Origin of the sequence: Roseomonas chloroacetimidivorans, assembly GCF_049629625.1 — a bacterium.
GTDB classification, from domain to species: domain Bacteria; phylum Pseudomonadota; class Alphaproteobacteria; order Acetobacterales; family Acetobacteraceae; genus Roseomonas; species Roseomonas chloroacetimidivorans.
This window is the reverse complement of the sequence record NZ_JBNBZS010000055.1, coordinates 1-26,983: the sequence shown is the minus strand read 5'-3', so window position 1 is coordinate 26,983 and position 26,983 is coordinate 1. Positions and strand designations below refer to the sequence as shown.

The following is a 26,983-nucleotide window of genomic DNA, read 5'->3' as shown; positions in this document are numbered from 1 at the left end:
CTCGCGCGGGGGCGGGCGCCATCCGGCCGGGCATGGGTTTTGCTCGGGGCACTGTCATTGGCGGTGCCCATCAACGCCGCTCCTCTGCAAGGACGACACGACGTGAGCAAGACACGCCTCCTCGCCGCCGGCCTGCTGGCCCTGGGTCTTCTCGCGCCACCCCCTCAAGCGACAGCGCAGCCGGCGCCGCCGGCCGGGAAGGTCCTGCGGATCGCGATGACCGCCTCCGACGTGCCCACCACCACGGGGATGCCGAATAACGGCTATGAGGGCACGCGCTTTCTCGGCTATCCGATCTTTGAAAGCCTGGCGCTCTGGGATTTGTCCCGCGCCGATGTGCCGGCCGGCCTTCGCCCCGGACTTGCCGAGAGCTGGGAGCAGGACCCGGCGGATTCGAAGAAGTGGCGCTTCCACCTGCGCCAGGGTGTGCGCTTTCACGACGGTACGCCGCTCAACGCGGATGCGGTGATCTGGAACCTCGACCGCTTCTTCCGTGACGGCGCAGCGCAGGCGGAACCGGCGGGCGCCGCCATCGTGCGCGGCCGCGTCTCGGGCCTTGCCAGCTACCGCAAGATCGACGACCGCACGGTGGAGATCGAGACGGCGCGCCCGATGTCCTACTTCCCCTATCTTTCCGTCTATATCCTCTTCGCATCGCCCAAATCGTGGGAGGATGCGGGGCGCGATTGGGCGAAGGTGGCGGTGAATGGCGCGGCCGGCACGGGCCCGTTCCGCATATCCCGCTTCACGCCGCGGCAGAGCGTCGAACTGTCCCGCAACGACGATTACTGGGACACGACGCGTCGCGCGAAGCTGGACCGGATCGTGCTGCTGCCGATTCCGGAGGCGAATACCCGCCTGGCCGCGCTGCGCTCAGGGCAGGTGGATTGGATCGAGGTGCCGCCGCCCGACGGCATCGAGCCGCTGCGCCAGGCGGGCTTCAACATCGTCACCAACTCCTACCCGCATGTCTGGCCCTGGGTCTTCGCGGCCGGCAAGGCGGGTAGCCCGGTTGCTGATGTCCGCGTGCGGCAGGCACTGAACTACTGCATTGACCGCGACGGGCTGGTATCGATGCTGAACGGCACGGCGGAGCCGGCTGTGGGCTTCTACAACAAGTCCAACCCGCTCTTCGGTACCCCGCAGAACGCCTATCGGCTCGATCCCACGCGAGGCAAGGCGCTGCTCGCCGAGGCCGGCTATGGGCCGCAGCGGCCGCTGCGCCTGACGGTCGGCATATCCACATCGGGTTCTGGCCAGATGCTGCCGCAGCCTATGAATGAGGCGTTGCAGGAGTCACTGCGCGAGCATTGCGGCGTGCAGGTCGAGTTCCGCGTCGTTGAATGGAACACGCTGCTCGGCGGCCTGCGCGCCGCGCCGGATCAGGCGGGCTGGCTCGGGGCGGATGCGCTGAACATCTCCCTTGTCTCCTCGGACCCCTCGCAGATGGGGCGGTGGTTCCTGGGCGCGAATATCTCCCCACGCGGTTCCAATGCGGGGCACTGGGTCGATCCGCAGTTCGACGCTGCCTTCAAGGAAGTGGAGACCGCGACCGATCCCGCCCAGGTGAACGCCGCCGTCACGCGCGCCCATGAGCGGCTGGTGGATGGTGCCCCCTGGCTTTATGTCGTGCATGATCTCAATCCGCGCGCCATGACGCGGCGGGTGCGCGGCTTCGTCTCGGCCCAATCCTGGTTCCAGGACCTGACGACGGTGGACCTGCAATGAGCACTTCACTTCACGAGAAGAGCCTGGCCGAACTGGCGGGCCTCATTGCTGCCCGCGCACTCTCGCCTGTCGAGCTGCTGGAATCCTGCGTCACGCGCATCAAGGCGCTGGATGGCGGGCTGAACAGCGTGCTTCTCCTCTTGGAGGAGGGGGCAATGGCGGAGGCCCGGGCGGCGGAGGCGGAGATTGGCGCCGGCCGTTACCGCGGCCCTCTGCACGGCATTCCGATCGGCCTGAAGGACATCTACGAGACGGCGGGCATTCGCACGACGGCGCATTCGGCCGTGCTGCGGGACCATGTGCCGGCCGAGGATGCCACCACGGTCCGCCTGCTGCGCGAGGCAGGGGCGGTCATTCCGGCAAAGCTCTCCACCTGGGAATTTGCCATTGGCGGCACCTCCTTCGACCTTCCCTGGCCGCCTGCGCGCAATCCCTGGGACCGGAACCTCGATCCCACCGGCTCCTCCACCGGCTCCGCCGTGGCGGTGGCGGCGGGGCTGTTGCCGGGCACCATGGGCTCGGATACTGGCGGCTCGATCCGCAACCCGGCGGCTTGGTGTGGCATTGCCGGTCACAAGCCGACTTATGGCTTGGTCAGCCGCAAGGGCGTTCTGCCGCTCTCCTGGTCGCTGGACCATGCCGGGCCGATGGCCTGGACCGCCGAGGATTGCGCGCTGATGATGGGCGTGCTGGCGGCCCACGACCCGCATGACCCAGCCAGCGCGGATGTGCCGGTCCCGGATTTTATGGGGGCGATCGCGGAGGGGCGGCGGCACGCGCTGGCCGGGCTGCGGATCGGCGTGGTGCGCCATTTCTTCGAGCAGGACGTGCCCTGCACGCCGCCCGTGCTGGCCGCGATGGAGGATTCGATCCGCGTTCTGCGGGAGCTGGGCGCGGAGCTGCGCGACGTGACCCTGCCATCCTTCAAGGACTATGGCGCCCCGGGCAACATCATCGCCCGCGCGGAGTCCTGGGCCATCCATGAGGCCTGGCTGCGCGAGGATGCGTCGCGCTACAGCGCCTATGGCCGCCGCCGCCTCGCCTCTGGCGCCTTCCTCACGGCCAGTGACTACCTGCATGCCCAGCGCCGCCGCGCCCTGCTGATCGCCCGGACGCTGGAAGCGATGGAGGGGCTGGACGCCGTCATCTTCCCAACGGCCCGGGGCACGGCCGAACCCCTGGGCACGGATTCGCTCGCGCCCGGCGTGCCGCCCGCGTTTTTCGCGCGGCCGTTCAACCTGGTGGGCGGCCCCGCACTCTCGGTCTGCAATGGTTTCTCGCCCGAAGGACTGCCCGTAGGGCTGCAGATCGCCGGCCGCCCCTTCGAGGACCATGTCGTGCTGCGGATCGGAGACGCGGTGGAGCGCGCGCTGGGCACCCGCCACCGGCGCCCGGTACTGGAGGCGGTGGCGGCATGAGCGGAGAGGGGAAGATGGAAGGCCTGTCGATGGAGGATCGCCTCCGCGCCCGTGGGCTGCGGATGCCGCCAGAGGATCTCGTTCCCTTCACAGAGCTGGTAGTGGCGCTGGACGAGGCGGCCGAGACGGTCCGCGCGCCACTGCCCGTTTCGGCGGAGCCGGCGGGCGTTCTACGGCTGGGGCAGAAAGTTTAGGGCAGCAGCCGGAGGCAGACCCGGAGGTGGGGGAGTGGGGCCGGGCGCCGCCGCAGGACTTACCGACCGCGCGAAAACTCATCCAGGGCAGCTTCAGGCCAGGACGGAACAGGCGGGCCGGCGAGAATCAAGGGCCGCCTTAATATGAAGCATATCGTCCAGGAGGTCTGTATCGCATGCGTGCAAACGCCGCGTGAGCCCTGTGATGTCCGGAGTATCGCCCCGGCAGGACCTCGTCGGACGAGCCGCCCGTCAATGAAACTGACCGTCGAATCCGCATGGGCGTGAAGCTTGCATGGCGTTACGCCCGTTCACTGCCCGCCACGACGGTGAAGCCCGATACATGCCTCTTCATGTCGCCCTGACACATCGCACCACCTACCGCTACGAGCGGCCGGTTTCGCTCGGTCCTCAAACGATACGGTTGCGGCCGGCGCCGCATGCGCGCACGCCGATTCTGTCTTATGCGCTGACGGTCGAGCCCAAGCCGAACTTCATCAACTGGCAGCAGGACCCGCAGGGCAATTTCCTGGCCCGCGTGGTCTTCCCGGAACGGGTGACCCATTTCGACGTCACGGTGGATCTGACGGCCGATATGGCCACGATCAACCCCTTCGACTTCTTCCTGGAGCCAGAAGCCGAGACCTGGCCCTTCACCTATGACCCGGTGCTGGAGCAGGAACTGGCGCCGTTCCGCCGGCTGGAGACCCCCGGCCCGCTGCTCTCCGCCTTCCTTGCCGAAACGCCGCAACACAAGGGGCAGAGCACGGTCAGCATGCTGGTGGCGCTGAACCAGCGCCTGCAGCAGCGCATTTCCTATGTGGTGCGCATGGAGCCTGGCATCTGGACGGCGGAGGAGACGCTGGGTGCTTGCAAGGGCTCCTGCCGCGACAGCGCCTGGGTGCTGGTGCAGGCGCTGCGGCATCTCGGTTTCGCCGCTCGCTTCGTCTCCGGCTATCTCATTCAGCTTGTTCCCGATGTGAAGCCGCTGGCGGGGCCGGAGGGACCGGCTTCCGACTTCACCGACCTCCATGCCTGGGCCGAGGTCTATCTGCCCGGCGCCGGCTGGATCGGGCTCGACGCCACCTCTGGCCTGCTGACCGGGGAGGGGCATATCCCGCTTGCCGCGACGCCGGAGCCCGCCTCCGCCGCGCCGATCTCGGGCATGGTGGAGCCGAACGAGTCTAGCTTCGACGTCACCATGTCCGTCACCCGGCTGCGCGAAACGCCGCGCGTCACCAAGCCTTATACCGAGGCGCAGTGGCAGGCGATCCTCGCCCGGGGGCGGGAGGTGGATCGCAAGCTGGCAGCTGGCGATCTGCGCCTGACCATGGGCGGCGAGCCCACCTTCGTCGCGGCCGATGACATGGACGCGCCGGAATGGAACACCGCCGCGCTCGGCCCGACCAAGCGGGCCTATGCCGGGCGGCTGCTGCGCCGCCTTGCCGCACGGTGGTCGCCGGGCGCCGCGCTCCAATATGCGGTGGGCAAGCATTATCCCGGCGAGCAGTTGCCGCGCTGGGCGCTCTTCTCCCACTGGCGCAAGGATGGCCAGCCGATCTGGCGCGACCCGTCGCTGCTGGCCTCCGACGACGACACGGACAATGCGACCGCCGAGGACGCCGCACGCTTCGCCGCCTCCCTTGCCGAGCGCCTGCAGGTCGATCCCGGGCTGGTGACGCCAGCCTATGAGGACATTCACTACTTCCTCTGGCGTGAGCAGCGGCTGCCCGCGAATGTTGTGGTGGAGGAGGCGAAGCTGCAGGACCCGCTGGAGCGCGCGCGGCTCGCCCGCGTCTTCGGGCAGGGCCTCGCCTCACCCGTGGGCAGCGTGCTGCCGATCCGTCGCGTGCTGCGGGACGGCGTGCGCCGCTGGCAGTCCGGTCCCTGGCTGCTGCGGGGCGAACAGCTCTTCCTGGTGCCCGGCGATAGCCCGATCGGCTTCCGCCTGCCGTTGCAGAGCCTGCCCTGGAGGTCCGAGGAGGATGCGGCCCGGAACTTTGAGGCGGAGCCGGATCCCTTCGCGCCGCACCCGCCCTTGCCGCCGTATCCGGTCCTGGCGCAGCCCTATGACAACCAGCGGGCCAACCACCAGGGCAACCAGCCGGCCATTGGCCTGCATCATGCCCCCATGGACGGACCGGGGGGTGCCGCCCTGCCGCCCTACCAACCATTCCAGCACGTTCCGGGGGCTGGGAGCGGCATGGGCATCGGCCTTTCCAACGGGGCCGAAGACTTCCGCCCCGTGCCGCAGCGGCCGCCCGAGGTGGGAGAGAGCGATCCCGAGGTGGTCCGCACCGCCCTGACCGTCGAAGCGCGTGGCGGAATCATCCATATCTTCTTCCCGCCGCTCTATGAGGCGGTGGACTGGCTCGACCTCGCCGCCGCAGTGGAGGCAACGGCGGTGGAAGCCGGCCGCAAGGTGGTGCTGGAGGGCTATCTGCCGCCACGCGACCCCGGCCTGCTCAGCTTTTCCGTCACCCCCGACCCCGGCGTGATCGAGGTGAACGTCCATCCCGCCACCTCCTGGGCTGAGCAGGTGCAACGCACCGAGGAGCTTTACGAGGAGGCCCGGCAGATCGGCCTGGCTTCCGAGAAGTTCATGCTGGACGGTCGCCATGTCGGCACGGGTGGCGGCAACCATGTGGTGATGGGCGGTGCGACGCCGGCGGACAGCCCCTTCCTGCGCCGGCCGGACCTGCTGAAGTCCTTACTGGGCTTCTGGCATAACCATCCCAGCCTGTCTTACTTGTTCTCCGGCCTGTTCATCGGCCCGACCAGCCAGCATCCCCGCGTGGATGAGGCGCGGCAGGACAGCGTGGCGGAGCTGGAAATCGCCTTCTCACAAATCCAGAGCGGCAAGACGACGCCGCCTTGGCTGGTGGACCGTCTGTTCCGCAATCTGCTCGCGGACATGACGGGCAACACGCACCGGACCGAGTTCTCCATCGATAAGCTCTACGCCCCGGAGAGCAGCTCCGGCCGCCTCGGTCTTGTCGAATGGCGCGCGGCGGAAATGCCGCCCCATGCGCGCATGGCGGCCGCGCAGGCGCTGCTGCTGCGCTCCGCCATCGCCGCCTTCTGGGACACACCCTATGAGCGGCGGCTGGTGCGCTGGGGCACGCGACTGCATGACGAGTTCATGTTGCCGCACTATGTCGCGCAGGATTTCCACGACGCGCTGGACGAGCTGACCATGCTCGGCTGCCCGTTGGACAAGGCGTGGTTCGCGCCACATCTGGAGTTCCGCTTCCCGCTGATCGGCGAGGTGACGCTACGCGGCACCGGGATCGAGCTGCGCCACGCGCTGGAGCCCTGGCATGTGCTGGGGGAGGAACCCGGCACCGGCGGCGCCGTGCGTTACGTGGACAGCTCCACCGAGCGGGTGCAGGTCAAGGTGACGGGGTGGCTGGAGGAGCGCTACTTGCTCGCGTGCAACGGCCGCGCGGTGCCGCTGACGGCGACCGAGCGCCAGGGCGAATATGTCGCGGGCGTGCGCTTCAAGGCCTGGGCCCCGCCCTCCGCCTTGCACCCGACCGTACCGGCCCAGTCACCGCTGGTTTTCGACCTCTATGATCGCTGGACGGGGCGCAGCCTGGGCGGATTGACCCACCATGTTTCGCATCCCGGCGGGCGCAATTACGAGACCCTGCCGGTGAACGCCAACGAGGCCGAGGCGCGGCGGCGCATCCGCTTCCAGCCCTTCGGCCACACGCCTGGCCCGATGGCAGAACCGCCGCTCGTGATCTCGCGCGAGGCTCCGCGCAGCCTCGACCTCCGCCGCGGGAAGACCTGAGCGGCGGAGGGCTTGGCGGCGCGCCCGGAATTAGGCCGGCGCGCCGCTTGACCGGACCAGGCCGTGGATGAATTCAAGCTTCTTGATGACGGCCGGCGACAGCACGAAGGGATAAAGGTCGGGCTGCCCCATGCTGCGGTTGAGGCTGTTCACCGCGAAGGCGAGGGGCAACCAGTCGTCAATGATGCGGCTGAAATCGGGTTCCCTATACGGATCGAAGTCAATGGCCGCGTGCAGGTCGCCGGATTTGTCGATCTTCGGCTGCACCCGGAGCCCGAAGGACGCGGCGGTTTCGAGCGTATCCACGATATGGAGGTAGTGCGCCCAGGTTTCCGCGAAGTCTTCCCAAGGATGGGTGGTGGCATAGGTGCTGACGAAATTGTCCTGCCAGTCCGGCGGCGGCCCTTCGGCATAATGCTTCTGAAGCGCGGCGCCGTAGTCCTGGCTGTCATCGCCGAACACCGCGCGGCAGGCTTCGAGTTGGCCGCCATCGCGCACCAGCTTGTCCCAGAAGTAATGGCCGACCTCGTGCCGGAAATGGCCGAGCAGCGTGCGATAGGGTTCGCCCATGTTCTTGCGCATCTGCTCGCGCTCGGCGTCGTCGGCTTCCTTGAGCGCGATGGTGATGAGGCCGTTGTCATGGCCGGTCATGACCTTTGGCCCGCTCGGATCAGGGGGATCCGCCAGGAAGTCGAAGGATAGTCCTTCCGGATCCTCGTTGCGCGTGGCCAGCGGCAGACAGAAGCGGACGAGCGTGTAGAACAGGCGGTGCTTGGCGAATTCCAGCTTGCGCCAGCGCAGCAGGTTGTCATCCACCGAGGTGTCGGGAATCAGGTGGTTGTGCCGGCACGCCGCGCAAAACCTCTCCTGGGTGTCAGCCGGGACAGTCCAGTTGCAGACCTCATATTCTGCATTCGCGCAGAAGCGCCGGGGCGCTTCGGGAGAGGCAAGGGGACGCCAGTTCTCGCCATCTGGCTCGAGGGCCGAGAGTATGGCGCCATCCGGCAAATAGCCGAGCCGGTACTTGCACCGTTCGCAATAGGTGTTCTCGAAATAGAGCAGTTGCTCGCAGTTCTGGCATTTGAACAGCCGCATGCGCCGGGCCTTCAGGAATTGGTTCCAGAGGGCTGCAACGCCGGCTGCTCCGTTCTGTTGCAGCCAGCCCTGCCGGGCGGGCCACGCCTGAAGGAGCGTTGCGCCGGCAGCGGGACGATCGGCCTCAGCCGGTCGCCAGCAGGTCCCGCTCCTCGGGATGCCGCTCGATATAGGCGGCCACGAAGGAGCATCGGGGAACCACCTGCAGGCCCTCCTGCCGAACCAGGGCGAGCGCGCCACGGACCAGTTGCGACCCGACGCCCTGGCCCGAGGCCGCTTCGGGCACGACTGTATGGGTCAGGACAATACGTGGGCCATGGCGCTCATAGGCGATGATAGCGGGATCCTCGGCGCCGACCTCCATCTCAAAGCGGCTGTGATGGCGGTTGTCGGTGACGTCGCCGGTCATGCCCATTCTCTCCTGCTTCGGGGTTGGGAAGTAGCTGTCCCGAACGCGCGTCCCAGGCGATAGCCTGCCACCCTCCTGCTCAATCGATGGTGATGCTGGCATTCCGCACGACGCCCGTCCATTTGGTGATCTCCGTTTGCAGATAGGCCGCGACCTCGCCGGGGCCGGCGGCGAAGGGCTCCAGGCCCAGTTCGGCGAAGCGGCCGGTGAGCGGGGGGAGGGCCTCCCGCATGGCGGCGTCCAGGCGCTCGATCACGGGGCGTGGCGTGGCGGCCGGCGCGAAAAGGGCGGTCCAGACCCCCATCTCGAAGCCCGGTACTGTTTCGGCCACTGCGGCGATGTCAGGCAGGCCGGCCAGGCGCCGCGCCGAGGTGACGCCCAGCGCCACGAGACGGCCCTCCCGCACATGGGGCAGGGAGGACGGAAGAGTGTCGAACATCAGGTCCACCTGCCCCGCGACGAGGGCGGATGCGGCGGGAGCCGTGCTGCGAAAGGGAACGTGCAGGAGGTCGACGCCTGCCAGCGACTTGAACAACTCGCCAGCGAGATGGCTGGAGGTGCCGTTTCCGCCTGAGGCGTAGGTCAGCGCCCCCGGCCGCGCACGGGCCCGCTGGACCAGTGTCGCGACATCCCGGATGCCCGTGGACGGATGGGCGACGAGGATGTTGGGGCTGGTAGCCACGCCACCAACAGGCGCGAAATCCGCCACAGGATCATAGGACAGGTTGCGGTAGAGGCCGACATTCATGGCATGGGTGCTGATCGTGCCCATCAGGAGCGTGTAGCCATCCGGCGCGCTCCGGGCGGCGGCCTCCGTGCCGATGATGCCGGCGGCGCCGGGGCGGTTGTCCACGGCAACCGGCTGGCCGAGGGACTGCGCAAGGCGCTCCGAGAGGAGGCGGGCGGCGATGTCGGTGAAGCCGCCAGGCGCGAAGGCGACGATCATGCGGATGGGACGCGAGGGCCAGTCCTGCGCGCGTGCCGCGCCCGGGGCCAAGCCCAGCAGGGCGGCCGCTGAGCCGGACGACAGAAAATGGCGACGTGTGGACATAGTGGCGATGCTCCCCGCGCCATCTCCGCGGCGCCAGGAAGGATCGGCACGCCCGGCCGGAGCTGGCAAGGTGAGGGACTTATCCGTCCCGCCTTGGGCGCGTGAGCCGCGGGCGCCGGCGCTTCCAGATCAATTCCGGGGGAGATCCGGAAGCACCGGCGCCCTCACGGCGGGCTATGCGGATGATTTTCCGTCCACGCGGAGGATTTCGACGAGCGGGGGAGAGAGGAGGATCTCGCTGAAGGCGCGCATCCAATCCTCCCCGTCCGAAGGTTGGCCTTCGCCGCCGCGATGCCGCAGATCCTCCAGCTGATCGAGGCTGGTCAGCTCCACCTCGAACTGGAGAGCTGCGCCGCCCTGGCCTCGGGTCAGGGGTACGAGGAGGCGGGCATTGAGGCCCGCGCCGCGAGCGGCCTCCGCCTCGTGGCGGATGAACTCCATCGCCTGCTGGCGGTGGGCCGGTAGCACGTCATACGAGAAGCGCGCGATGAACATCACCGTCCTCCTGAGCTGTTGGGCCATGCGCCAGTGTCCCCCACCTGGCAGGGAAGACAGCGCCTGACAGGAGCGGAGGTTACGCTATGTCTGCCCCGCCGCGGTTGGAGGGCAGTGGATAGACACGGGTTCTACCCGGGAACCTGCATCTGCCGGGGCAGGGCGGGCGTTGAAGCAGAACCATCTCCGCGGAGAACAAGCATGCCAGCGGACAAGCCGGACCCCATGTCCCTGCCGGCCGAAAAGCGGCCCGGCAATCACTCCCCCGCACGCCCCGGCCAGGAGCCGGACCCCCGTGCGCAAAAGCCGACCCATCGGCCCGGCGAGCCTGGCCTGCAGGGCGGGTCCGTCCAGTCGGGATCGACGAGTGGCGGAACCGGCCAGAGCCGGGGCTGAACCGACCTCCCCGGGGTTCTCCATGAGGGAAAGCGGGCCCATGGCGGCCCGCGCCACCACGCCTGACAGCATGGGCCGGAGGGGCTAAGGGTCTGCCGTGACAACCGCGCCATGCGCGCGCCCAGGGATCGAACCTCATGAACCCCGCCATCCTCCACGCGCAGGCGGACCGAGTCCTGCGCGACGCTACCATCCCGGAGCTTCCCAACCATTACCGTGGCAAGGTGCGGGACAATTATGACCTGCCGGATGGGCGCCGCATCATCATTGCGACGGACCGCCTCAGCGCCTTCGACCGTATCCTCTGCGCGGTGCCGCTGAAGGGGCAGGTCCTGACCCAGACGGCGCGCTTCTGGTTCGAGCACACGCGCGACATCTGCCCGAACCACGTGCTGGACTATCCGGACCCGAATGTGGTGATCGGCCGCCGCCTGAACATCCTGCCGGTGGAGATCGTGGTGCGCGGCTATCTCGCCGGCACCACCGGCACATCCATCCTGACCCTCTACAAGGCCGGGCAGCGCGAGATGTACGGCATCCGGCTGCCCGATGGCATGCGCGACAACCAGCGTCTGCCGCAGCCGGTCATCACCCCCACGAGCAAGGCCTTCGATGGCGGGCATGACGAGCCGCTGACCCCCGCGCAGATCCTGGAAAGCAAATTGCTGACCGCGGCGCAGTGGGAGCAGCTCAGGGAATACGCGCTGGCACTATTCGCGCGCGGGCAGGCCATGGCGGCGGAGCGCGGTCTGATCCTCGCCGACACGAAATATGAATTCGGCACAGATCCCGACGGCCGCATCGTGCTGGCGGATGAGATCCACACGCCTGACAGCAGCCGCTACTGGAAAGCCGCAACCTATGAGGCGCGCTTCGAAGCCGGTGGCAAGCCCGAGAGCTTCGACAAGGATTTCGTCCGCTCATGGGTCGCGGCGCGCTGCGATCCCTATCACGACCCGATCCCCGAGATTCCGCAGCAGATGATCCTCGACACCGCCGCGGTTTACGTGGAGGCCTTCGAGACCATCACTGGCCAGTCCTTCGAGCCTGACTCAGCAGGGGACACCGTGCTGGAACGAATCCGCGCACGTCTTGCGCCGTTTTTCGGCGCCGCTTGAGGCTGCGGCTTTCTGGCGGGCGCGTTCATCGCGCGCTTGGTTGATTCATTGGGCGTCCGGCCGTGGCCGGACGCGCCTTCGCGAGTCTGTCGCCCGGCATTCCGGCCGTCGCGACTGTTTCGCTTTCAACCCTGAAATTCACGATTAAGCTTTCTGAAAGAGTCAGCGATTCGCATTGGCGAAAAATTAACGCCGCGTAATTCGCTGCTCCGGAGGAAGCAGAATGTGGAACCAAGTTTATAACCCATTCGGAAGCGCGACGTTGTCAACGATCGCCGCCGCTGTCCCGGTGGTCACACTTCTGGTGCTGATCGCGACCAACAAGGTGAAGGCTCATATTGCGGCCGTCATTGCGCTTATCGCGGCCAATCTCGTGGCGATCTTTCTCTTCACCATGCCGGCCGGCATGTCCATTCGCGCCACGATCCTGGGCGCCGTAACCGGTTTCTTCCCGATCGGCTGGATCGTCCTGAATGTGATTTTCATGTACCGCCTTACAGTGGCCACCGGGCGTTTCGAAACGCTGCAGCAGGCCATCGGCGGCGTCACCCCGGACCGGCGGTTGCAGCTTCTTCTGATTGCCTTCGCCTTCGGTGCCTTCTTCGAGGGCGCCTCCGGCTTCGGCACGCCGGTGGCCGTGACCGGCGCGATCCTGATCGGGCTTGGCTTCTCGCCGCTTGCCGCATCGGGGCTGTCGCTCATCGCGAACACCGCGCCGGTTGCCTATGGAGCCCTCGGTACTCCGATCGCGGGGCTGTCCAGCGTAACCGGGCTGGATCCCTATGTCCTAGGTGCGATGGTCGGGCGGCAATTGCCGTTCTTCTCGGTCCTCGTGCCCTTCTGGCTGATCTGGGCCTTTGCCGGTTTCCGCGGCATGATCCAGATATGGCCGGCGATCCTGGTCTGCGGGATCTCCTTCGCAGTGCCGCAATTTCTGATCTCGAACTACATCAATCCGTGGATCGTCGATGTCGGCGCCTCGCTGATCTGCATGGCCTGCCTGATCGGCTTCATGCAGGTGTGGCGACCGAAAGAACTCTGGCTCTCCCCCGCCCTGCGCGTGCGTGATGACTCCGGTTCCACCATGCCGCCGCGCCCCGCGGCAGAGCTGGTGAAGCCGTCGCGCGCCCAGGTCTGGTCCGCCGTCACGCCCTGGATCATTGTCTGTGTCGTGCTTCTGATCTGGGGCACCGGATGGTTCAAGGCTGCGGTCAACCCCTGGGCAACCTGGAACTATGCTGTGCCTGAACTGCACAACATGATCGCCAAGGTCCCCCCGGTCGCGCCCCGTCCGACGCCTGAGGGGGCTGTCCTCTCCTTCACCTGGCTGTCTTTCACCGGGACGGGCATGCTGATCGCCGCCATCATCTCCGGCATCATCATGGGCTTCTCGCCGGGCAAGATGATCGCAGAATATGGCCGGACGATCCGGGTCTGCGCCTATTCGCTCGTTACCATCTCGGCGATGCTTGCCATCGGCACCCTGACCCGCCTTTCCGGGCTGGATGCCACACTTGGCCTGGCCTTCGCGGGAACCGGGGTGCTCTACCCTTTCTTCGGCACTCTGCTCGGATGGCTCGGCGTGGCGCTGACTGGTTCGGACACGGCGTCCAACGTGCTCTTCGGCAATCTCCAGAAGATCACCTCCGAACAGCTTGGGCTGAACCCCGTGCTCATGGCGGCGGCGAACTCGTCCGGTGGCGTCATGGGCAAGATGATCGACGCCCAGTCGATTGTCGTGGCTTCCACGGCAACGAACTGGTTCGGGCATGAGGGCACGATCCTGCGCTTCGTCTTCTGGCACTCGATTGCACTGGCCTGCCTGGTGGGCGGCTTCGTCATGCTGCAAGCCTATGTGTACCCCTTCACCAGCATGGTCCTGAATCCATGAGAAGGTAGATCGCCCGCTTTGGGTTCCCGGCATTATAAGGAGCAGGGGCGGGCGAATCTGAGGGGCTGGAAGCCGTGGCCTCCAGCCCCGTTGCGTGTCCGGACGAGACGGCGTCAGAAGCGTACTGTGTTGCAAGGGCAGGCCGGCCGCTCGGCGGGAATAAGCGCCTGCTGCGGCCACGTTGCCTGATCGCCCTGACCGGCAAGGGCTTCTCGTCCCATGCTGCCGCAACGCCGCAATGCACGTTGCGTTCGTTGTTGAACCCGGACGGGGGCGACCCTCCGGTATTCATGGTGCTGCGTGACAGAAGCAGAATGGCCTTTGGCGAGCCTCGCACCCCCTGCCTTGATCGGATTGCAGCGGGGCGGGGGCGTCAATCAGCCGCGAGACAGCGACTTAGAGCATCTGAAGCGAACGCATGTGAATGGAGAAGGCACCAGTATCTGCGTTGTTGCTTGCGCCGCCCGCCGGAAGGAACAGCATGAACGAGAACATGTCTGAGCAGCCATGCAGCCCCGAGATGGCGGAGCAATATGCCGCACTTGGCCGCTTCGTCACCTTGTTCGAGGACACGGTTAACCTCCTCCGCACCGCGACGGTCGGGATGCTGTCCGCGAACCACCGTTACGAGAAGCTGGTCAACATCGCCTTCCACAGCAGCGTCATGACGGCCGCGCCGCTGTTCCAGGTCTTTCGGGCCGTGGTGGGGCAGATCGTCACCGACGAGGAGTTCGGGTTCCCGAAGCAACAGGGCCAGGACATCCTGTCCGTGATGAACCAGATCGCGGGCGAGTTCGAGGTGATCCAGCAGACCCGGAACAACCTGCTGCACGGCACCTGGGAGGTCGGCTGGTGCGGAGAGCATGGAAGCGGTCTGGCCGTCTTCTCCGTGACCAAGCTCAAGCCCTCCCGGATCGGGCTCAGCCGCGCCGAGGTGCCATCACGGCCTGACGACCTGGGGGAGCTGGCGGATCGCTGTCTTTCAGTCCAGGCCCTCATTGAAAGCGTCGTTCAGGCCGTCGTCAGCAGGCCGGTGCCCGCGCTGGACGCCCTGTTCACCCGGAAGGACGACCGGTGGGTTCCCCGTGAGCCGGCGCTTGAGGCCGGGCTGGGTGATCCGGCGGCTGCTTAGGGCTTGCGCCGGCCGATCACACGCGCAACCACCATCAGCACCACGCCCAGCGCGACCACGCCATAGGTGCCGGGATTGGAACGGATGGCATCGATCGCCGTCATCGGCATCCAAAGCAGGGAGTCGATGACCCTCATGGGTAGCCAGAGCAGGACATCCCATCCCACTTCCCCGGCGGCCAATCCGAGCGCGACCAGCAGGATACCCAGTGTCCAGAGCCTTGCCGACATCCTCGTTCTTTCCGGGCGTCTCTCAGGATAGGATGGGGCAGAAGGCGGGGTAGGCCATTCGCGCTGGTGCCGTCGCGTGTCAGCGTCGCTCAACTTGGGGCCTCGCCTTCGTCCTCTTAGCGCCCGGCTTGATCCCGGCGCAGCACCCGGCATGTGGGGGTGATGAGGGCCGGATTCATCCTCCGGGGCCAGGGCGCAGGCTTGTCGCCCTGGCCCCGGAGGAACCGCAAGCGCCCGGAAGGGGCAGGGCTGCCTGATCTGGCCTGCCGAGTCCGACCCCTCAGGGGGCCGTCATACATGCGTGCTGCAGCAGCAGGACTGTTTTCGCGTCGATGATCTTCCCGGACAGAACCATGTCCCAGGCGTGGGTGAGGGGAAGCTCAAGAATTTCGATCTGCTCTCCCTCCTCGGCCAGGCCGCCGCCCCTGGCGGTTTGGTCACCCGGCCCATATTCGGCCATGAACAGGTGCAGCTTCTCGGCGGAGGAACCGGGGCTCATATAGAGCTCGAATACCTTGCGCAGCGCGTGAAGCTGGTAGCCCATCTCCTGCCCGGCCTCCTTGCGCACTGTCTCGGCCGGGTCGTCGCCCTTTTCCACCATGCCGGCGCAGACCTCGAGCAGCATCGGGTCATCGCCGTTCACATAGGGCGGGATGCGGAGTTGCCGGACGAGGAGCACCGTACCGCGGGCACGATCGAAGGGCAGAACGGCTGCGCCAGGCCCGTTGTGATAGACTTCTCGCGCCAGGGTCTTGCGTGAGCCGTCCTTGCCGACCTGCTCGAAGGTGACCTTCTCCAGCCTGAACCAGTTCTCGGAGAGCGTTTCACGTCCGCGAATCCAGATGGGGCTGCTTGCTTCTTCACTCACCGCTCATCCTCCCCCAGCCAAGTGATGGGTGGGCCATGCGTATGCGCCTGCGCGAGGCGTCGCTCATGGCCGCCAGGCCAGAGCGTCAGGCGAAGTTCGGGTTGACCGCTGCCGGGACCACTGCCAGCGGGCGGCTCCAGGCGAAGCCAGGCGAAGGGGGAGGTCTCGTCAGCCTGCTGGCCCGCCTCCTGAATCGCCGCCTGAAGCTGCACCCTGCTGTCCTCCGGGAAGTACTCCCAGGCGATGGAGTGATAGAGGACGGTGGTGCGGCCCTCGGCGGCTTCGCGCAGGCGCTCGGCCGTCCAATTGGCCGCCTCGCCCTGCTCGACCGGAAAGCCGAGGCGACGCGCCAACGTGATAGCGGCTTCCAGCAGCGCCATGCGCGCTGGCTGGTCTGCCCAGACATAGGCACGAAGCCGCAGGCGGGCTTCCGGGTCCTCCAGATCGACAGGCGCCGCATCGGAGGCAGCGCGCGCCGCCACATGGATCTCGGCGTCAAGCGGCGGCAGGGGGCCATCCCATGCCGCCTTCACGGTGACCGGAGAGGCCGGGTCGCCCCATTGCGCCCGGCCACCCAGATCATAGTGGAAATGGTCCCAGGGCAGGTTGAGCCCTGCACTGGCTCCGATCCCCAGGAGCCGCATGGGCCGGCCACCCGTCGCATGTGCGATCTCGAGGAAGCCACCCAGCAGCACGGCGGAGCGGCCGACCTCATTGGTCTGCGGCGGCGAGGCGAGGAAAGCCTCCACTGCGGGCCGGTTCGCCTCGACGGCGGAGAGGGCCGCGCGCCAGACCTCGGGTACTTCGGCGGTCCGGCCAGATTCTGGGTAGAGGGCAGCCAACTCCGATGAGGTGCCGGACAGCACTATAGAATGCAGGGCCGCCGCAAAGCGCAGGGGAACGGCATCGGCCACGGGGTCGCCCGCCCAATCCGCCAACAGGCCCCGAATGGATCCAGCGTGGCCGATCTCGTCCGCAGCTGCCTGCAGCAACGCCTTCATGAAGGGCGATCCCAGATCACCGCAGGCGCGGGACTGGGTCCGGAAAGCCTGGATCAGATCGTCAGGGCCTGCCATGCGCGCTTCCCCTCATGCTGAGAGGAAAGCGAGCAGGCCCGTGCCAGGGTTGCCGGGCCGGATCATGGAGCCTGGTGCAGAAGCTGGCTCGCGTGGGCTGTGGACCGGGAGCTGTGAAGCTCCTGAATTGTTCATTAGTCAAAATGAAAAGGAATGTTGCTGATTTTTCATGCTCTAGCAAAAATTCCTCCTGCAGCGGCGACAGAGAAAAAAATTTGCGCCGATCTGATAGTCAAAATGGAGGAATGCCTTGGCAACCATCACCGGGACTGAAGACGCCGATACTCTGGAAGGGGGCGGCGGCAACGAGATCATTAATGGCCTGGGCGGCGACGACATGCTGCTGGGCGAGTACCGCGGTGACCTCGATGACGAGGGCGGTGACGACGAACTCTCCGGAGGTAAGGGTAAGGACCGGGTCTATGGCGAGGTCAACGGTTCGCTGATCTCAGGTGATGGTGGCATTCCCACTGGTGGCGATGACGAGATCGACGGCGGGGACGATGACGACCGTCTCTATGGCGATGCCGGCAAGAACTTCATCGGCACCTATTCCGGCGACAGCGTCTATGGCGGTCAGGATGTGATTGCTGGTGGCCAGGGCAATGACATCATCTATGGCGACGCCGGCAGCGATCTGATCGCCTATGCCGAGGCCGATGTGCTCGGTGGGAACGACGACCTGAAGGGCGGTGATGGAAAGGACACCATCTACGGCGATGCCGGCGGGATGATGCTCGCGGACTCCTCGGATGGCTATGTGCGCGGCGGCGACGACCTGATGGATGGCGGCACGGGTGACGATAGCCTCGCCGGCGATGCAGGCGGCGCCATGCGCGCCAATGAGGCCGTAGTCCATGGTGGCCATGACCGGCTGGAGGGCGGCGAGGGCAACGACAAGCTTTACGGTGACGCCAAGGGCGATTTCGAAGTGGTTTTCTCCGGGACCGTCCGGGGCGGCAATGACAATCTGTCAGGCGGTGCTGGCGAGGATACGCTGGCCGGCGATGCCGGTGGCGACTTCAAGGCCACCTATGGCTACATCTATGGCGGTCATGATCGCCTGCATGGCGGCAGCGGCAAGGACAGCCTCTATGGCGATGCCAAAGGTAACCTGCTTGCGGAGCCGGACGGAAACATCCTGGGCGGAAATGACCTTCTGGACGGCGGCAGCGAGTCAGACCGGCTCTACGGCGACGCCGGCGGCATGATGCAGGCCATGCCCGGCGGTGAGGTCCTGGGCGGCAATGACGAACTGGACGGCGGGGACGGCGACGACAAGCTTTACGGCGACGCCGGTAGCATGATGCACGGGATGGGCTCCGGCCTCGTCCAGGGTGGAGATGACATCCTTCGCGGCGGCGAGGGCAAGGACAGTCTCTACGGTGATGCCGGCACCGACATGGTCACCAGCGTACGGGACGACGATCTGGACAACTACTTCGCCACCCGCGGCGGGAAGGATCAGCTGTTCGGCGGAGATGGCAGCGACAGGCTTTATGGCGATGCCGGCCGTACCATGGAGGCCGCCATTGCCTATGCCGGCGTGCGGGGTGGTGACGACACCCTGGACGGCGGAGAGGGGGACGACGCCCTTTATGGCGATGCCGGAACCGATATGATCGCCCGCGTCTCCGCCCAGGTTGTCGGTGGCCGTGACATGCTGTCTGGCGGCGCCGGAAACGACAAGCTTTACGGCGACGCCGGCGGCGAGATGTTCGCGGACGCCGAGGGCGATGTCGTGGGCGGCAACGATATCCTCGAGGGGGGCGATGGCAAGGACATCCTCTATGGGGATGCGGGCGGTCGCTTCTTTGCCAACACCACCGACGGCTTCGTCCAGGGTGGCGACGACCTGCTCTATGGCGGCGCCGGTGACGACCGGATCGTCGGCGACGCCGGCGGGGATCTGGTGTCCTACGAGGCAGTTATCCGGGGTGGTGGCGACTACCTCCATGGCGGCGATGGCAACGATACCCTCTGGGGCGACACCGCGGGCATGATCCACGCCTATGGTGATGGCTTTGTCCGGGCGGGCGAGGATCGGCTGATCGGAGGCGAGGGCAAGGACAAGCTGATCGGCGATGCTGCAGAGGTGCATGCCGGGATCCACAGCGAGATCGTCCTTGGCAATGACTATCTGACTGGCGATGCCGGGGATGACACGCTGTATGGGGATGCCAGTGGCGTCATCAATGCGTCCGATGGTGGTGAGATCAGTTTGGGCAATGACCAGCTCCTCGGCGGTGCCGGCAATGATAAGCTCTATGGTGATGCCGGTGGTGCCATCCAGATTGCCGGCGACGGCCGGGTTACCGGCGGCAATGACCATCTGGATGGCGGCGACGGCAATGATGTGCTGCGGGGTGGCTTAGGCACCGACAGGCTGATCGGCGGCGATGGAGCTGATCGATTTGTCTTCGCACGAGGTGATGGTGGCGCGAGCCTTGCGGAGGCTGACATCATTCTCGACTTTCTGCGCGGCACGGACAAGCTCGTACTGGCCGACGGGTTAGACTTCGCCGAACTGAGCTTCGACCAGAGTGCCAACTACTGGGGAACCGAGGAACTGGACACGGTGATCAGTATCGCCTCGACAGGCGAGTTCCTCACCATTGTCCAGGACGTGAGCACCCTTACAGCCGGTGATTTCATGCTGGCGTGAAGCCATGGTTCCGCGGCCCGCCTCGGCGGCCGCGGAGCCTCCCGGAGCTTGGGCCCCGGGCGCTGCACTCCAAGGCCCCGGCCGGGCGAAGGCGATAGAAGGACGGCGCTTTCCTTAGATCGGTGCCGGGGTTGCGAGCCGCGCTCTCGCTGCCCTTTCGGCGGCACTTACTGGCTACGATGCCACTGGGCCAACGAAGTGCCATGTTCCCCCGATGCGAGCATGTCGAGCCGCTTCACTGGAAGCATTGTCCTTGGCAGTCAGAATGACCAGTCGGGTTTGCTGCGCTGCAGGTCGGGCACGCAATCTTCGCGGGCGTGGTCTGCCTGCTCGAACTCAGGACGTTTTGTCACTGGCTTCTAAACCCGGCTGCAACCCGGCCCCGCGCGGTGGCGCTTAGCAGGACAAGGAGCTTCCATGCCCATGCGCCCGGCCTCCTCGGAGCGGCCCTGCTTCGGCCCATCGGTGCCGCTGTTCATGTTCGCGACCGGCATCGAGGGCAGCAATCCGACCGTGGGCGGCCGACGGGTCGACCAGATGGCGGCCAGCGGTCATATGAACCGCTGGGCGGAGGACTTCGCGCTGGTCAAGGAACTCGGCTGCGGCTTCCTACGCTACGGGCCGCCTCTGCACCTGACCTGGCTGGGCGAGGGCCGTTATGACTGGAGCTTCGCGGACGAGACCTTCGCCGCCTTGCGCCGCCAGGGCACCTATCCAATCGTCGATCTCTGCCATTTCGGGGTGCCCGACTGGATTGGTGACTTCCAGAACCCCGATTTTCCCCGTCTCTTCGCCGGCTATGCGGAAGCCTTCGCGCGGCGCTTCCCCTGGGTGCAGCTCTACACCCCCGTCAACGAGATGTATGTCTGCGCCTTGTTTTCCGGACGCTATGGCTGGTGGAACGAACAGCTAAGCAGCGGGCGTGGCTTCGTCACGGCCATGAAGCACCTGGTCGGAGCCAATCTCGCGGCCATGCGCGCCATCATCAGCGTGCGTCCGGACGCGATCTTCATCCAGAGCGAGTCCGCGGAGCAGTACCACGCAGCCTCCCCAGTGTCCTGGGCCGAAGCGCGTCACCGCAATGCCGAGCGCTTTCTGTCGCTTGACCTGAACTACGGCCATCCCGTGGATGCGCCCATGTATGAGTATCTCATGGATAACGGGATGACCCGACAGGAGTATGCCGGCTTCCGGCACACCGACCTGAAGCGGCATTGCGTCCTCGGGACCGATTATTACCAAACGAATGAGCATCTGGTGCAGGACGATGGCAGCACCCGTGCCTCCGGTGAGGTGTACGGCTACGCGACAATCATCCACCAATACTATAACCGCTACCACCTTCCGCTTATGCACACGGAAACAAACCTGGTGGATACGCCGGAAAGCGACTCTACGGAGTGGCTTTGGAAGCAGTGGGCCAATTTGCTCCTGCTCTGGGAAACCCCGGTGCCGGTGCTCGGCTTCACATGGTACTCGCTGACGGATCAGGTGGATTGGGACACGGCCTTGCGGGAGAATGCAGGCCGCGTGCACCCCGTCGGGCTCTACGACCTCGACCGCAAGCCACGACGCGTGGCCGGGGGCTTTCGGCGGCTGATTGAGCAGTGGAGCGAGGTGCTGCCGGCGCGGAGCCTCTGCCTGCGGCTTCCCCTTGCTCCGCTGCATCCGGACAAGGAAGGTTGAGGGCAGCTGCCCGCCGGCGCCTCATAGGCATTTGCTGGGAAGCCGAGGAGTAGCGGCCTGCATAGCAGTCGGGAGGAGTCAGGTGGGTCCTTGCAAGATCGCGCTGGTAGGATGCGGCGAGATCGCCCGGAAGCAGCATGCGCCTGCCCTGAGCGCGGTGGCTGCCCATACCGGCTTCGCACTCGTCGCGACCGCCGACCCGCGCGGCGGGTTGCCGGGCTTTGCTGGCCGGCACTACGCCGATCACCGCGCGCTGCTCGATGCTGAGCCCGATGTCGCCGCTGTTTCCGTCGCATCACCCACCGGCACGCATTTCACCGTGGCCCGGGATGCCCTGCTCGCGGGCCGTCATGTTCTCCTGGAAAAGCCGCCGACGACGACGCTGGGCGAGCTCATCGAACTCCGGCGCATTGCGGAGGAGAGAGAGTTGGTGCTCGTTACCTCCTTCCACGCGCAACACAACCAGGCCGTAGACGAAGCGCGGAGGCTTCTGGCCGGGCGGTCACCCGAGGACATTCTGGTGGAGTGGCGCGAGGATTTTGAGCGATGGCATGGCAGGCAGTCCTGGCCCTGGCAGCCCGGCGGCTTCGGCGTGTTCGATCCTGGGATCAACGCCCTTTCCATTCTCTGCCATGTCCTGCCGGATACGAATTTCCGCGTTGAGAAAGCGTGGTTCCGGGTTCCAGCCGGGGCCGCGACACCCGCGATGGTGCGGATGCGCCTTGCCTGGGATGGCGGCGGGGGGGACGTTCAGTTCGAGTGGCGCAGGGGCGGGCGGGATATTTGGGACATCACGCTCCGCAGCCGCGCTGCCGGCGGCGGTTCCGACACGCTGCTGATCCGCGGCGTTCGCAGCTTGCTGCGCGACGGAACAGTGCTTTGTTCAAGTAACGTGGACCAGGAGTATGAGGGGGTCTACCGGGCCTTCCGGCGATCCATCGCCGATGGCCGGTCGGAGGTGAGCCTGCGGGAGATGCAGATGATCGAGGACGCCATGTTCATCGCCGAGGTGGAGCGGTCCGAACACCCGTTCTAGCCTGCCTGCCATGCAGCGCGCCGGCGCAGTACATGGCGGGGCACCCTCAGTGGAAGCCGTGATGCGGTCATCCCTGGGCCCCTTGCGGTGCCTTCCGCGAAGGACGCAGCCTGTGGGCATAATCCTAGGTGGTGCCCGCCCCCAACCGTTGCTCCGGGTGCCTCATCCGAAGGAGGGCGCGCGCGTTGTTGGGGAGGCAATGCGCTAATTGAGCGACGAGGAGGAGCCCGCCCCGGCCCATGACATCCCAGCAAACCAGCAGCCGTTCACTTACTCCGGAACAAGCAGTCGATCAGCTCATGGATCTGCACTCGGCCGCGGTGCTCGCGCTCCGGGCGGCCCTCGAGCGCTTCCTTGCTGGCGGCCCGCCGCCGAGCCCGGACGAGCGGGTGAGGTTCCGCTACCCCGAACTTCGACTCACCTACGACCCGAACGGTCCGGAGCCGCCCGCCACGCGCCGGGCCTGGGCCAAGTTCCAGGCTTCCGGCACCTATGCCGGAACAATCACCCAGCCCGCCTTCTTCCGTTCCTATCTGCTTGAGCAGCTCCGTCCCCTCTCGCGGGATTTCTCCCCGCTTATTGAGGTGGGCCCAAGCGACCAGGAGATTCCCTATCCCTACATCCTCGAGCGAGGCGACGAATTCGACCAGAATGGGGCTTCGGCGGCGCGCCTGGCCCGATACTTCCCCGCCCCCTCGCTGGCAGCGGTCGGGGACGAGGTCGCGGACAGCCTCTGGCGCTTCGAGCCCGGGCGGCCACGCCCTCTGGCATTGTTCGACGCCGTCCGTGTGGATTACTCCCTACGACGCCTGGTCCATTATACCGGCACGGACTGGCGCCGGGTGCAGCCCTGGATCCTGCTGACCAACTATCATCGTTACGTCGACCAGTTCGTTCAGTGGGCACTCACGGAGTTGGAGGCTGCGGACAGCCCTTACGAAAGATTGGTGCTGCCCGGAGGTCTTGAGTTGGAGCGTGGACAAGACTCGGTGTCGGCGCGGGCCCAGGCTTCCTCGATTCCATGGCACCGCTTCCAGATGCCGGGCTACCACCTGCTGCGGCGGGATGGGGAGGGTGGCATCACGTTGGTGAATATCGGGGTCGGGCCATCAAACGCCAAGAACATCACCGACCACCTGGCAGTGCTGCGTCCGCATTGCTGGATCATGGTCGGGCATTGCGCTGGCCTTCGGCAATCGCAAAACATCGGCGATTATGTCCTGGCACATGGATATCTGCGGCGCGACCGTATCCTGGACGATCTCGTGCCGCCCGAGGTGCCCATCCCCGCGCTGGCCGAGGTGCAGGTCGCGCTGCAGGAAGCTGCGGCGCGGGTAACCGGTGAGCAGGGCGAGGCGCTGAAGCAGCGGCTGCGGACCGGCACTGTGGTGACCTATGACGACCGCAACTGGGAACTACGCTGGTCCCAGGAACGGCGCCGGATCAATCTGTCGCGTGCGATTGCGGTTGATATGGAGAGCGGCACGCTCGCCGCGCAGGGCTACCGGTTCCGGGTTCCTTACGGGACACTGCTTTGCGTCTCCGACCGGCCGCTGCATGGCGAAATCAAGCTACCAGGAACGGCCAGTGCTTTTTATGAACGTGCGGTGGGCCAGCATCTCGCCATTGGCCTGACCACTATTGATATTTTACGAGGGCAACTGGCATCCCTGCACTCGCGCAAGCTCCGCAGCTTCGACGAGCCGCCTTTCCGATGATGATGGAGCGCGCATTTTGCAGCAAGGCCACGCGAGTGACGACAGACCCTAGACTCTGCATCTGCTGTTCTGGCCGAAAGCAACAGGTCCGCTTTCGAATGGAACATTTGGGGAAGCGGCTGCCAGAGGGGCGTTCCTGGGCTGCTCCCGGCCCCAACCACACTTTGCCGGATTACCTCAAGGTTCGATGAAGCCTCGCGGCGCCAGCCTGTGTCACAGCCTGGAATACATACTTTCGTTATGTAATTGTGGCGCATGCTTAAGCGTGTAGCCCTTAACATGTCCCTAATACCCGCCTTGACCGCCTTGACCGCCTTGACCGCCTTGACCGCCTTGACCGCCTTCGTCAGCGCCGAGGTACAATCTGGCCAGTACGGGAGTGCAGGCGAGGTTGTACGGGCAGGCCTGCGCTTGCTGGCCAAAAGCAGGGTCGCCGTGGAGCCCGTCGAGCAATCCTCTCAAACGTTTACGGAACTTTAGTATGGCTGACCGGCAGACATCTGCGGGGATCACACCCAAAGTACAGGCCCGGCTGCAGGATCTCGTGGCGGAGCGGCTCGGGGTGCTGCCGAACTTCTTCTGCACCGCGGCTTCAGCACCTGGGTTGATCGACCGGCTCTGGGATTTTGCACGATCTGCCTACTTTGACAGCCCGCTACCCTCCCTCTTCAAGGAGCGGCTTTTCGTCCATCTGTCCCGCTTCTGCGAGGTCCGGTACTGCATTATCCGCCACGTTGGCTTTCTGGTCGGTCAGGGCTATCCGGCAGGGGACCGAGACTGCCCGCCGCAGACCGTCGAACAGGTTGTGGCGCTGCTCCGCCGACCAGTGCCGAGTGATGAGGAGTTCACCCGAAGCCTGGAGCGGCTACAGGCCGAAACCACGACAGAGATGCCGGCACCAGGGACGCAGCGCGAGGCCGACCTGTTCGACGCGCTTTCGCTGATCTTCCTGGAGCCGCGCCAGTCAGGGCCGGCACGCCTTGCCGTTGCCCATGCCTTCGGCGAGACCAACCTGGAAATGCTAATCGCATTTCTAGCCTTCATTCGCACCGCGCATTACTGGACCGAGACACATCCCGAGCTGGAATGTGAGCCCGACATGCTGTCGCTCATGAGCGAGCACAGCGAGCTGGCACGCCTGCTGCTCAACCAGTCTGAGGCCGAGCGCACTTGGTCGCCAATGGAGCGCGCACGGCTGCTTTCGGAACTTTCGAACCGCGAAGTGGCGTTGCGTGACCTGAACGATCGCCTTGAGGCCGAGGTTCAGGACAGGACGCGTGAGCTGCTCGCGGCCGAAGAAGCTCTGCGCCAGTCTCAGAAGATGGAAGCGGTCGGGCAGCTCACGGGGGGGCTGGCGCATGATTTCAACAATTTGCTGATCGGCATAACCGGCAGCCTGGAACTGCTGCAGACGCGCATCGCTCAGGGGCGGATCAAGGACGCGGACCGCTATATCAATGCGGCCCAGGGTGCGGCCAAGCGGGCCGCAGCGCTGACGCATCGGTTGCTCGCCTTCTCGCGCCGGCAGACACTCGACCCCAAGCCCACGGACGTGAGCCGCCTCGTGGCTGGGATGGAGGAGCTGATCCGCCGCACCATGGGGCCAGAGATCACGGTGGAAGTGCCGGTGGGCGCGGCTGGGCTGTGGCCGACATTGGTGGACCCTGGTCAGCTGGAGAGCTCGCTGCTGAACCTGTGCATCAACGCGCGCGACGCGATGCCGAATGGCGGCAAGCTCACGGTCGAAATCTGCAACCGCTGGCTGGACGAACACGCGGCACGCGAGCGCGACTTAACAGCTGGCGAGTACGTGTCCCTATGCGTGTCCGACACCGGCACAGGCATGCCGAAGGAGGTCATTGCCAGAGCTTTCGACCCGTTCTTCACCACCAAGCCAATAGGCCAGGGCACGGGCCTCGGCCTGTCCATGATCTACGGCTTTGCGCGCCAGTCCGGCGGGCAGGTTCAGATCTCCTCTGAGGTCGGCCAGGGCACAACGGTGTGCATCTACCTGCCTCGCCACCTGGGCGAGGCAGTAGCCGCAGAACTGCCTTCCCAACTCGCTGGCGCGCCGCGTGCAGAGCTCGGGCAGACGGTGCTGGTGGTGGATGACGAGGCGACCGTGCGGATGCTGGTGACCCAGGTTCTGGAGGATCTCGGCTACCAAGCCATCGAGGCCGCAGACGGCGCGGCCGGGTTGCGGGTGCTGCAATCAGATGCGCGGGTTGACCTGCTGGTGACCGATGTCGGCCTGCCCGGCGGCATGAATGGCCGGCAACTAGCGGACGCCGCGCGGGTGGCACGGCCAGACCTAAAGGTGTTGTTCATCACGGGCTATGCTGAGAACGCCGTGCTCAACCATGGCCACCTCAGTCTGGGCATGCACGTCCTGATCAAGCCCTTCGCCCTGGAAGTGCTCGCCAGCCGCATCAAGGAACTAATTGACGTGCCAAAGAGCTGATAGTCTGCATTCCACCCTACCCAACTCAGCTACGGGCCACCTGGGGAGCCATGTCCACTCTCGGAGAGGCGATGACCGATTACGGATGGCCAATATGGGCGCTGAGCGGAAGGGCGACGACGGCCGGAAGCAGCCTCGCTGCATTCTGGAAGTGGGTAGGCAAAGCGGACGCAAAGACTGCCGGACTTCGAGGGTTCCTACTGAGAGAGCGGAAGAGACGACCTTTTGCTTCCCGGGGATCGGGCACGTTGCCCGTTCGTGCCACCCGCTTGGTTGCGGGTGGCACGAGCACAATCACACGTTGACGACAATCTTCCCGATCTGCTCGTTCGATTCCAGGTAGCGGTGCGCCTCCTGGATCTCGTCCAGCTTGAAGACCTTGGCCACCACCGGCTTCAGATGACCTGAGCGCAGACCATCAGTGATGAAGTCTTTGGCGCGCTGGAGAAGTGCGTCGTCGGTGATGACCTCGGTGTACAGGTAGCCCTTCAGGGTCAACGACTTGCCCAGGACCGTGAAC

Annotated in this window: 21 protein-coding genes; 13 read left to right on the top strand and 8 right to left on the bottom strand. The window is 65.8% G+C overall.

Features of this window, described 5'->3' with window-relative positions; all coding sequences use genetic code 11:
• Positions 1–102 precede the first annotated feature (102 nt).
• From ACO1BU_RS26745 to ACO1BU_RS26730, 4 genes are all read left to right on the top strand, one after another.
• The gene (locus ACO1BU_RS26745) at positions 103–1,728 is read left to right on the top strand and encodes an ABC transporter substrate-binding protein (RefSeq protein WP_424139025.1); all 1,626 of its coding nucleotides are present in this window, start codon (positions 103–105) and stop codon (positions 1,726–1,728) included.
• Positions 1,725–3,146: an amidase gene (locus tag ACO1BU_RS26740; RefSeq protein WP_424139024.1), complete on the top strand. Its 1,422-nt coding sequence runs from the start codon at positions 1,725–1,727 to the stop codon at positions 3,144–3,146. The genes ACO1BU_RS26745 and ACO1BU_RS26740 overlap by 4 nt, the downstream gene beginning before the upstream one ends.
• Positions 3,143–3,340 (top strand): hypothetical protein, encoded by a 198-nt coding sequence (locus tag ACO1BU_RS26735; protein ID WP_424139023.1) that lies wholly within the window; start codon positions 3,143–3,145, stop codon positions 3,338–3,340. The genes ACO1BU_RS26740 and ACO1BU_RS26735 overlap by 4 nt, the downstream gene beginning before the upstream one ends.
• A gap of 343 nt (positions 3,341–3,683) precedes the next feature.
• Entirely contained in the window at positions 3,684–7,136 is a 3,453-nt protein-coding gene (locus ACO1BU_RS26730) for a transglutaminase family protein (protein WP_424139022.1), read from the top strand.
• A 30-nt stretch (positions 7,137–7,166) separates the two neighbouring features.
• On the opposite strand, the gene ACO1BU_RS26725 is transcribed toward ACO1BU_RS26730, so the two are convergent.
• From ACO1BU_RS26725 to ACO1BU_RS26710, 4 genes are all read right to left on the bottom strand, one after another.
• On the bottom strand, positions 7,167–8,231 hold the full coding sequence (locus ACO1BU_RS26725; RefSeq protein WP_424139021.1) for a zinc-binding metallopeptidase family protein: 1,065 nt from the start codon (positions 8,229–8,231) through the stop codon (positions 7,167–7,169).
• A 124-nt stretch (positions 8,232–8,355) separates the two neighbouring features.
• Positions 8,356–8,640, bottom strand: a complete 285-nt coding sequence (locus ACO1BU_RS26720; RefSeq protein WP_424139020.1) for a GNAT family N-acetyltransferase — start codon at positions 8,638–8,640, stop codon at positions 8,356–8,358.
• Between the two features lie 79 nt (positions 8,641–8,719).
• The gene (locus ACO1BU_RS26715; protein WP_424139019.1) at positions 8,720–9,691 is read right to left on the bottom strand and encodes a Bug family tripartite tricarboxylate transporter substrate binding protein; all 972 of its coding nucleotides are present in this window, start codon (positions 9,689–9,691) and stop codon (positions 8,720–8,722) included.
• A gap of 174 nt (positions 9,692–9,865) precedes the next feature.
• Entirely contained in the window at positions 9,866–10,186 is a 321-nt protein-coding gene (locus ACO1BU_RS26710) for a hypothetical protein (RefSeq protein ID WP_424139018.1), read from the bottom strand.
• Between the two features lie 533 nt (positions 10,187–10,719).
• Between ACO1BU_RS26710 and ACO1BU_RS26705 the strand changes: the two genes are divergently transcribed.
• The 3 genes from ACO1BU_RS26705 to ACO1BU_RS26695 all read left to right on the top strand — a co-directional run bounded on the left by ACO1BU_RS26705 (position 10,720) and on the right by ACO1BU_RS26695 (position 14,723).
• Positions 10,720–11,700 carry a phosphoribosylaminoimidazolesuccinocarboxamide synthase gene (locus tag ACO1BU_RS26705; RefSeq protein ID WP_424139017.1) on the top strand — a complete coding sequence of 327 codons (981 nt, stop codon included), beginning with the start codon at positions 10,720–10,722 and terminating at the stop codon, positions 11,698–11,700.
• A 223-nt stretch (positions 11,701–11,923) separates the two neighbouring features.
• Positions 11,924–13,591, top strand: a complete 1,668-nt coding sequence (locus tag ACO1BU_RS26700) for an L-lactate permease (RefSeq protein ID WP_424139016.1) — start codon at positions 11,924–11,926, stop codon at positions 13,589–13,591.
• 493 nt (positions 13,592–14,084) lie between these two features.
• A complete protein-coding gene (locus ACO1BU_RS26695) occupies positions 14,085–14,723 on the top strand; it encodes a hypothetical protein (RefSeq protein WP_424139015.1) in 639 nt (212 codons plus the stop codon).
• Here the strand turns inward: ACO1BU_RS26695 and ACO1BU_RS26690 are convergent.
• The 3 genes from ACO1BU_RS26690 to ACO1BU_RS26680 form a co-directional block, all read right to left on the bottom strand.
• Positions 14,720–14,953: a hypothetical protein gene (locus ACO1BU_RS26690; RefSeq protein WP_424139014.1), complete on the bottom strand. Its 234-nt coding sequence runs from the start codon at positions 14,951–14,953 to the stop codon at positions 14,720–14,722. The two genes, ACO1BU_RS26695 and ACO1BU_RS26690, sit on opposite strands and share 4 nt — an antisense overlap.
• 280 nt (positions 14,954–15,233) lie before the next feature.
• The gene (locus ACO1BU_RS26685; protein ID WP_424139013.1) at positions 15,234–15,821 is read right to left on the bottom strand and encodes an NUDIX domain-containing protein; all 588 of its coding nucleotides are present in this window, start codon (positions 15,819–15,821) and stop codon (positions 15,234–15,236) included.
• A complete protein-coding gene (locus ACO1BU_RS26680; RefSeq protein WP_424139012.1) occupies positions 15,818–16,897 on the bottom strand; it encodes a DUF2332 domain-containing protein in 1,080 nt (359 codons plus the stop codon). The genes ACO1BU_RS26685 and ACO1BU_RS26680 overlap by 4 nt, the downstream gene beginning before the upstream one ends.
• Positions 16,898–17,147: 250 nt before the next feature.
• On the opposite strand from ACO1BU_RS26680, the gene ACO1BU_RS26675 reads away from it, so the two are divergent.
• The 6 genes from ACO1BU_RS26675 (at position 17,148) to ACO1BU_RS26650 (ending at position 26,463) form a co-directional block, all read left to right on the top strand.
• Positions 17,148–19,562: a calcium-binding protein gene (locus ACO1BU_RS26675; RefSeq protein WP_424139011.1), complete on the top strand. Its 2,415-nt coding sequence runs from the start codon at positions 17,148–17,150 to the stop codon at positions 19,560–19,562.
• 417 nt (positions 19,563–19,979) lie between these two features.
• Positions 19,980–21,248 carry a family 1 glycosylhydrolase gene (locus tag ACO1BU_RS26670; RefSeq protein WP_424139010.1) on the top strand — a complete coding sequence of 423 codons (1,269 nt, stop codon included), beginning with the start codon at positions 19,980–19,982 and terminating at the stop codon, positions 21,246–21,248.
• Positions 21,249–21,330: 82 nt separating this feature from the next.
• Positions 21,331–22,284 carry a Gfo/Idh/MocA family protein gene (locus ACO1BU_RS26665; RefSeq protein WP_424139009.1) on the top strand — a complete coding sequence of 318 codons (954 nt, stop codon included), beginning with the start codon at positions 21,331–21,333 and terminating at the stop codon, positions 22,282–22,284.
• Between the two features lie 239 nt (positions 22,285–22,523).
• On the top strand, positions 22,524–24,002 hold the full coding sequence (locus ACO1BU_RS26660; RefSeq protein ID WP_424139008.1) for an AMP nucleosidase: 1,479 nt from the start codon (positions 22,524–22,526) through the stop codon (positions 24,000–24,002).
• 255 nt (positions 24,003–24,257) lie between these two features.
• Positions 24,258–24,482, top strand: coding sequence for a type II toxin-antitoxin system ParD family antitoxin (locus ACO1BU_RS26655; protein WP_424139007.1), 225 nt, complete (start codon positions 24,258–24,260; stop codon positions 24,480–24,482).
• A 1-nt stretch (position 24,483) separates the two neighbouring features.
• A complete protein-coding gene (locus ACO1BU_RS26650) occupies positions 24,484–26,463 on the top strand; it encodes an ATP-binding protein (RefSeq protein WP_424139006.1) in 1,980 nt (659 codons plus the stop codon).
• Positions 26,464–26,757: 294 nt separating this feature from the next.
• Here the strand turns inward: ACO1BU_RS26650 and ACO1BU_RS26645 are convergent.
• A partial coding sequence (locus tag ACO1BU_RS26645; RefSeq protein WP_424139005.1) for a zinc-binding dehydrogenase occupies positions 26,758–26,983 on the bottom strand: 226 nt, incomplete at its 5' end.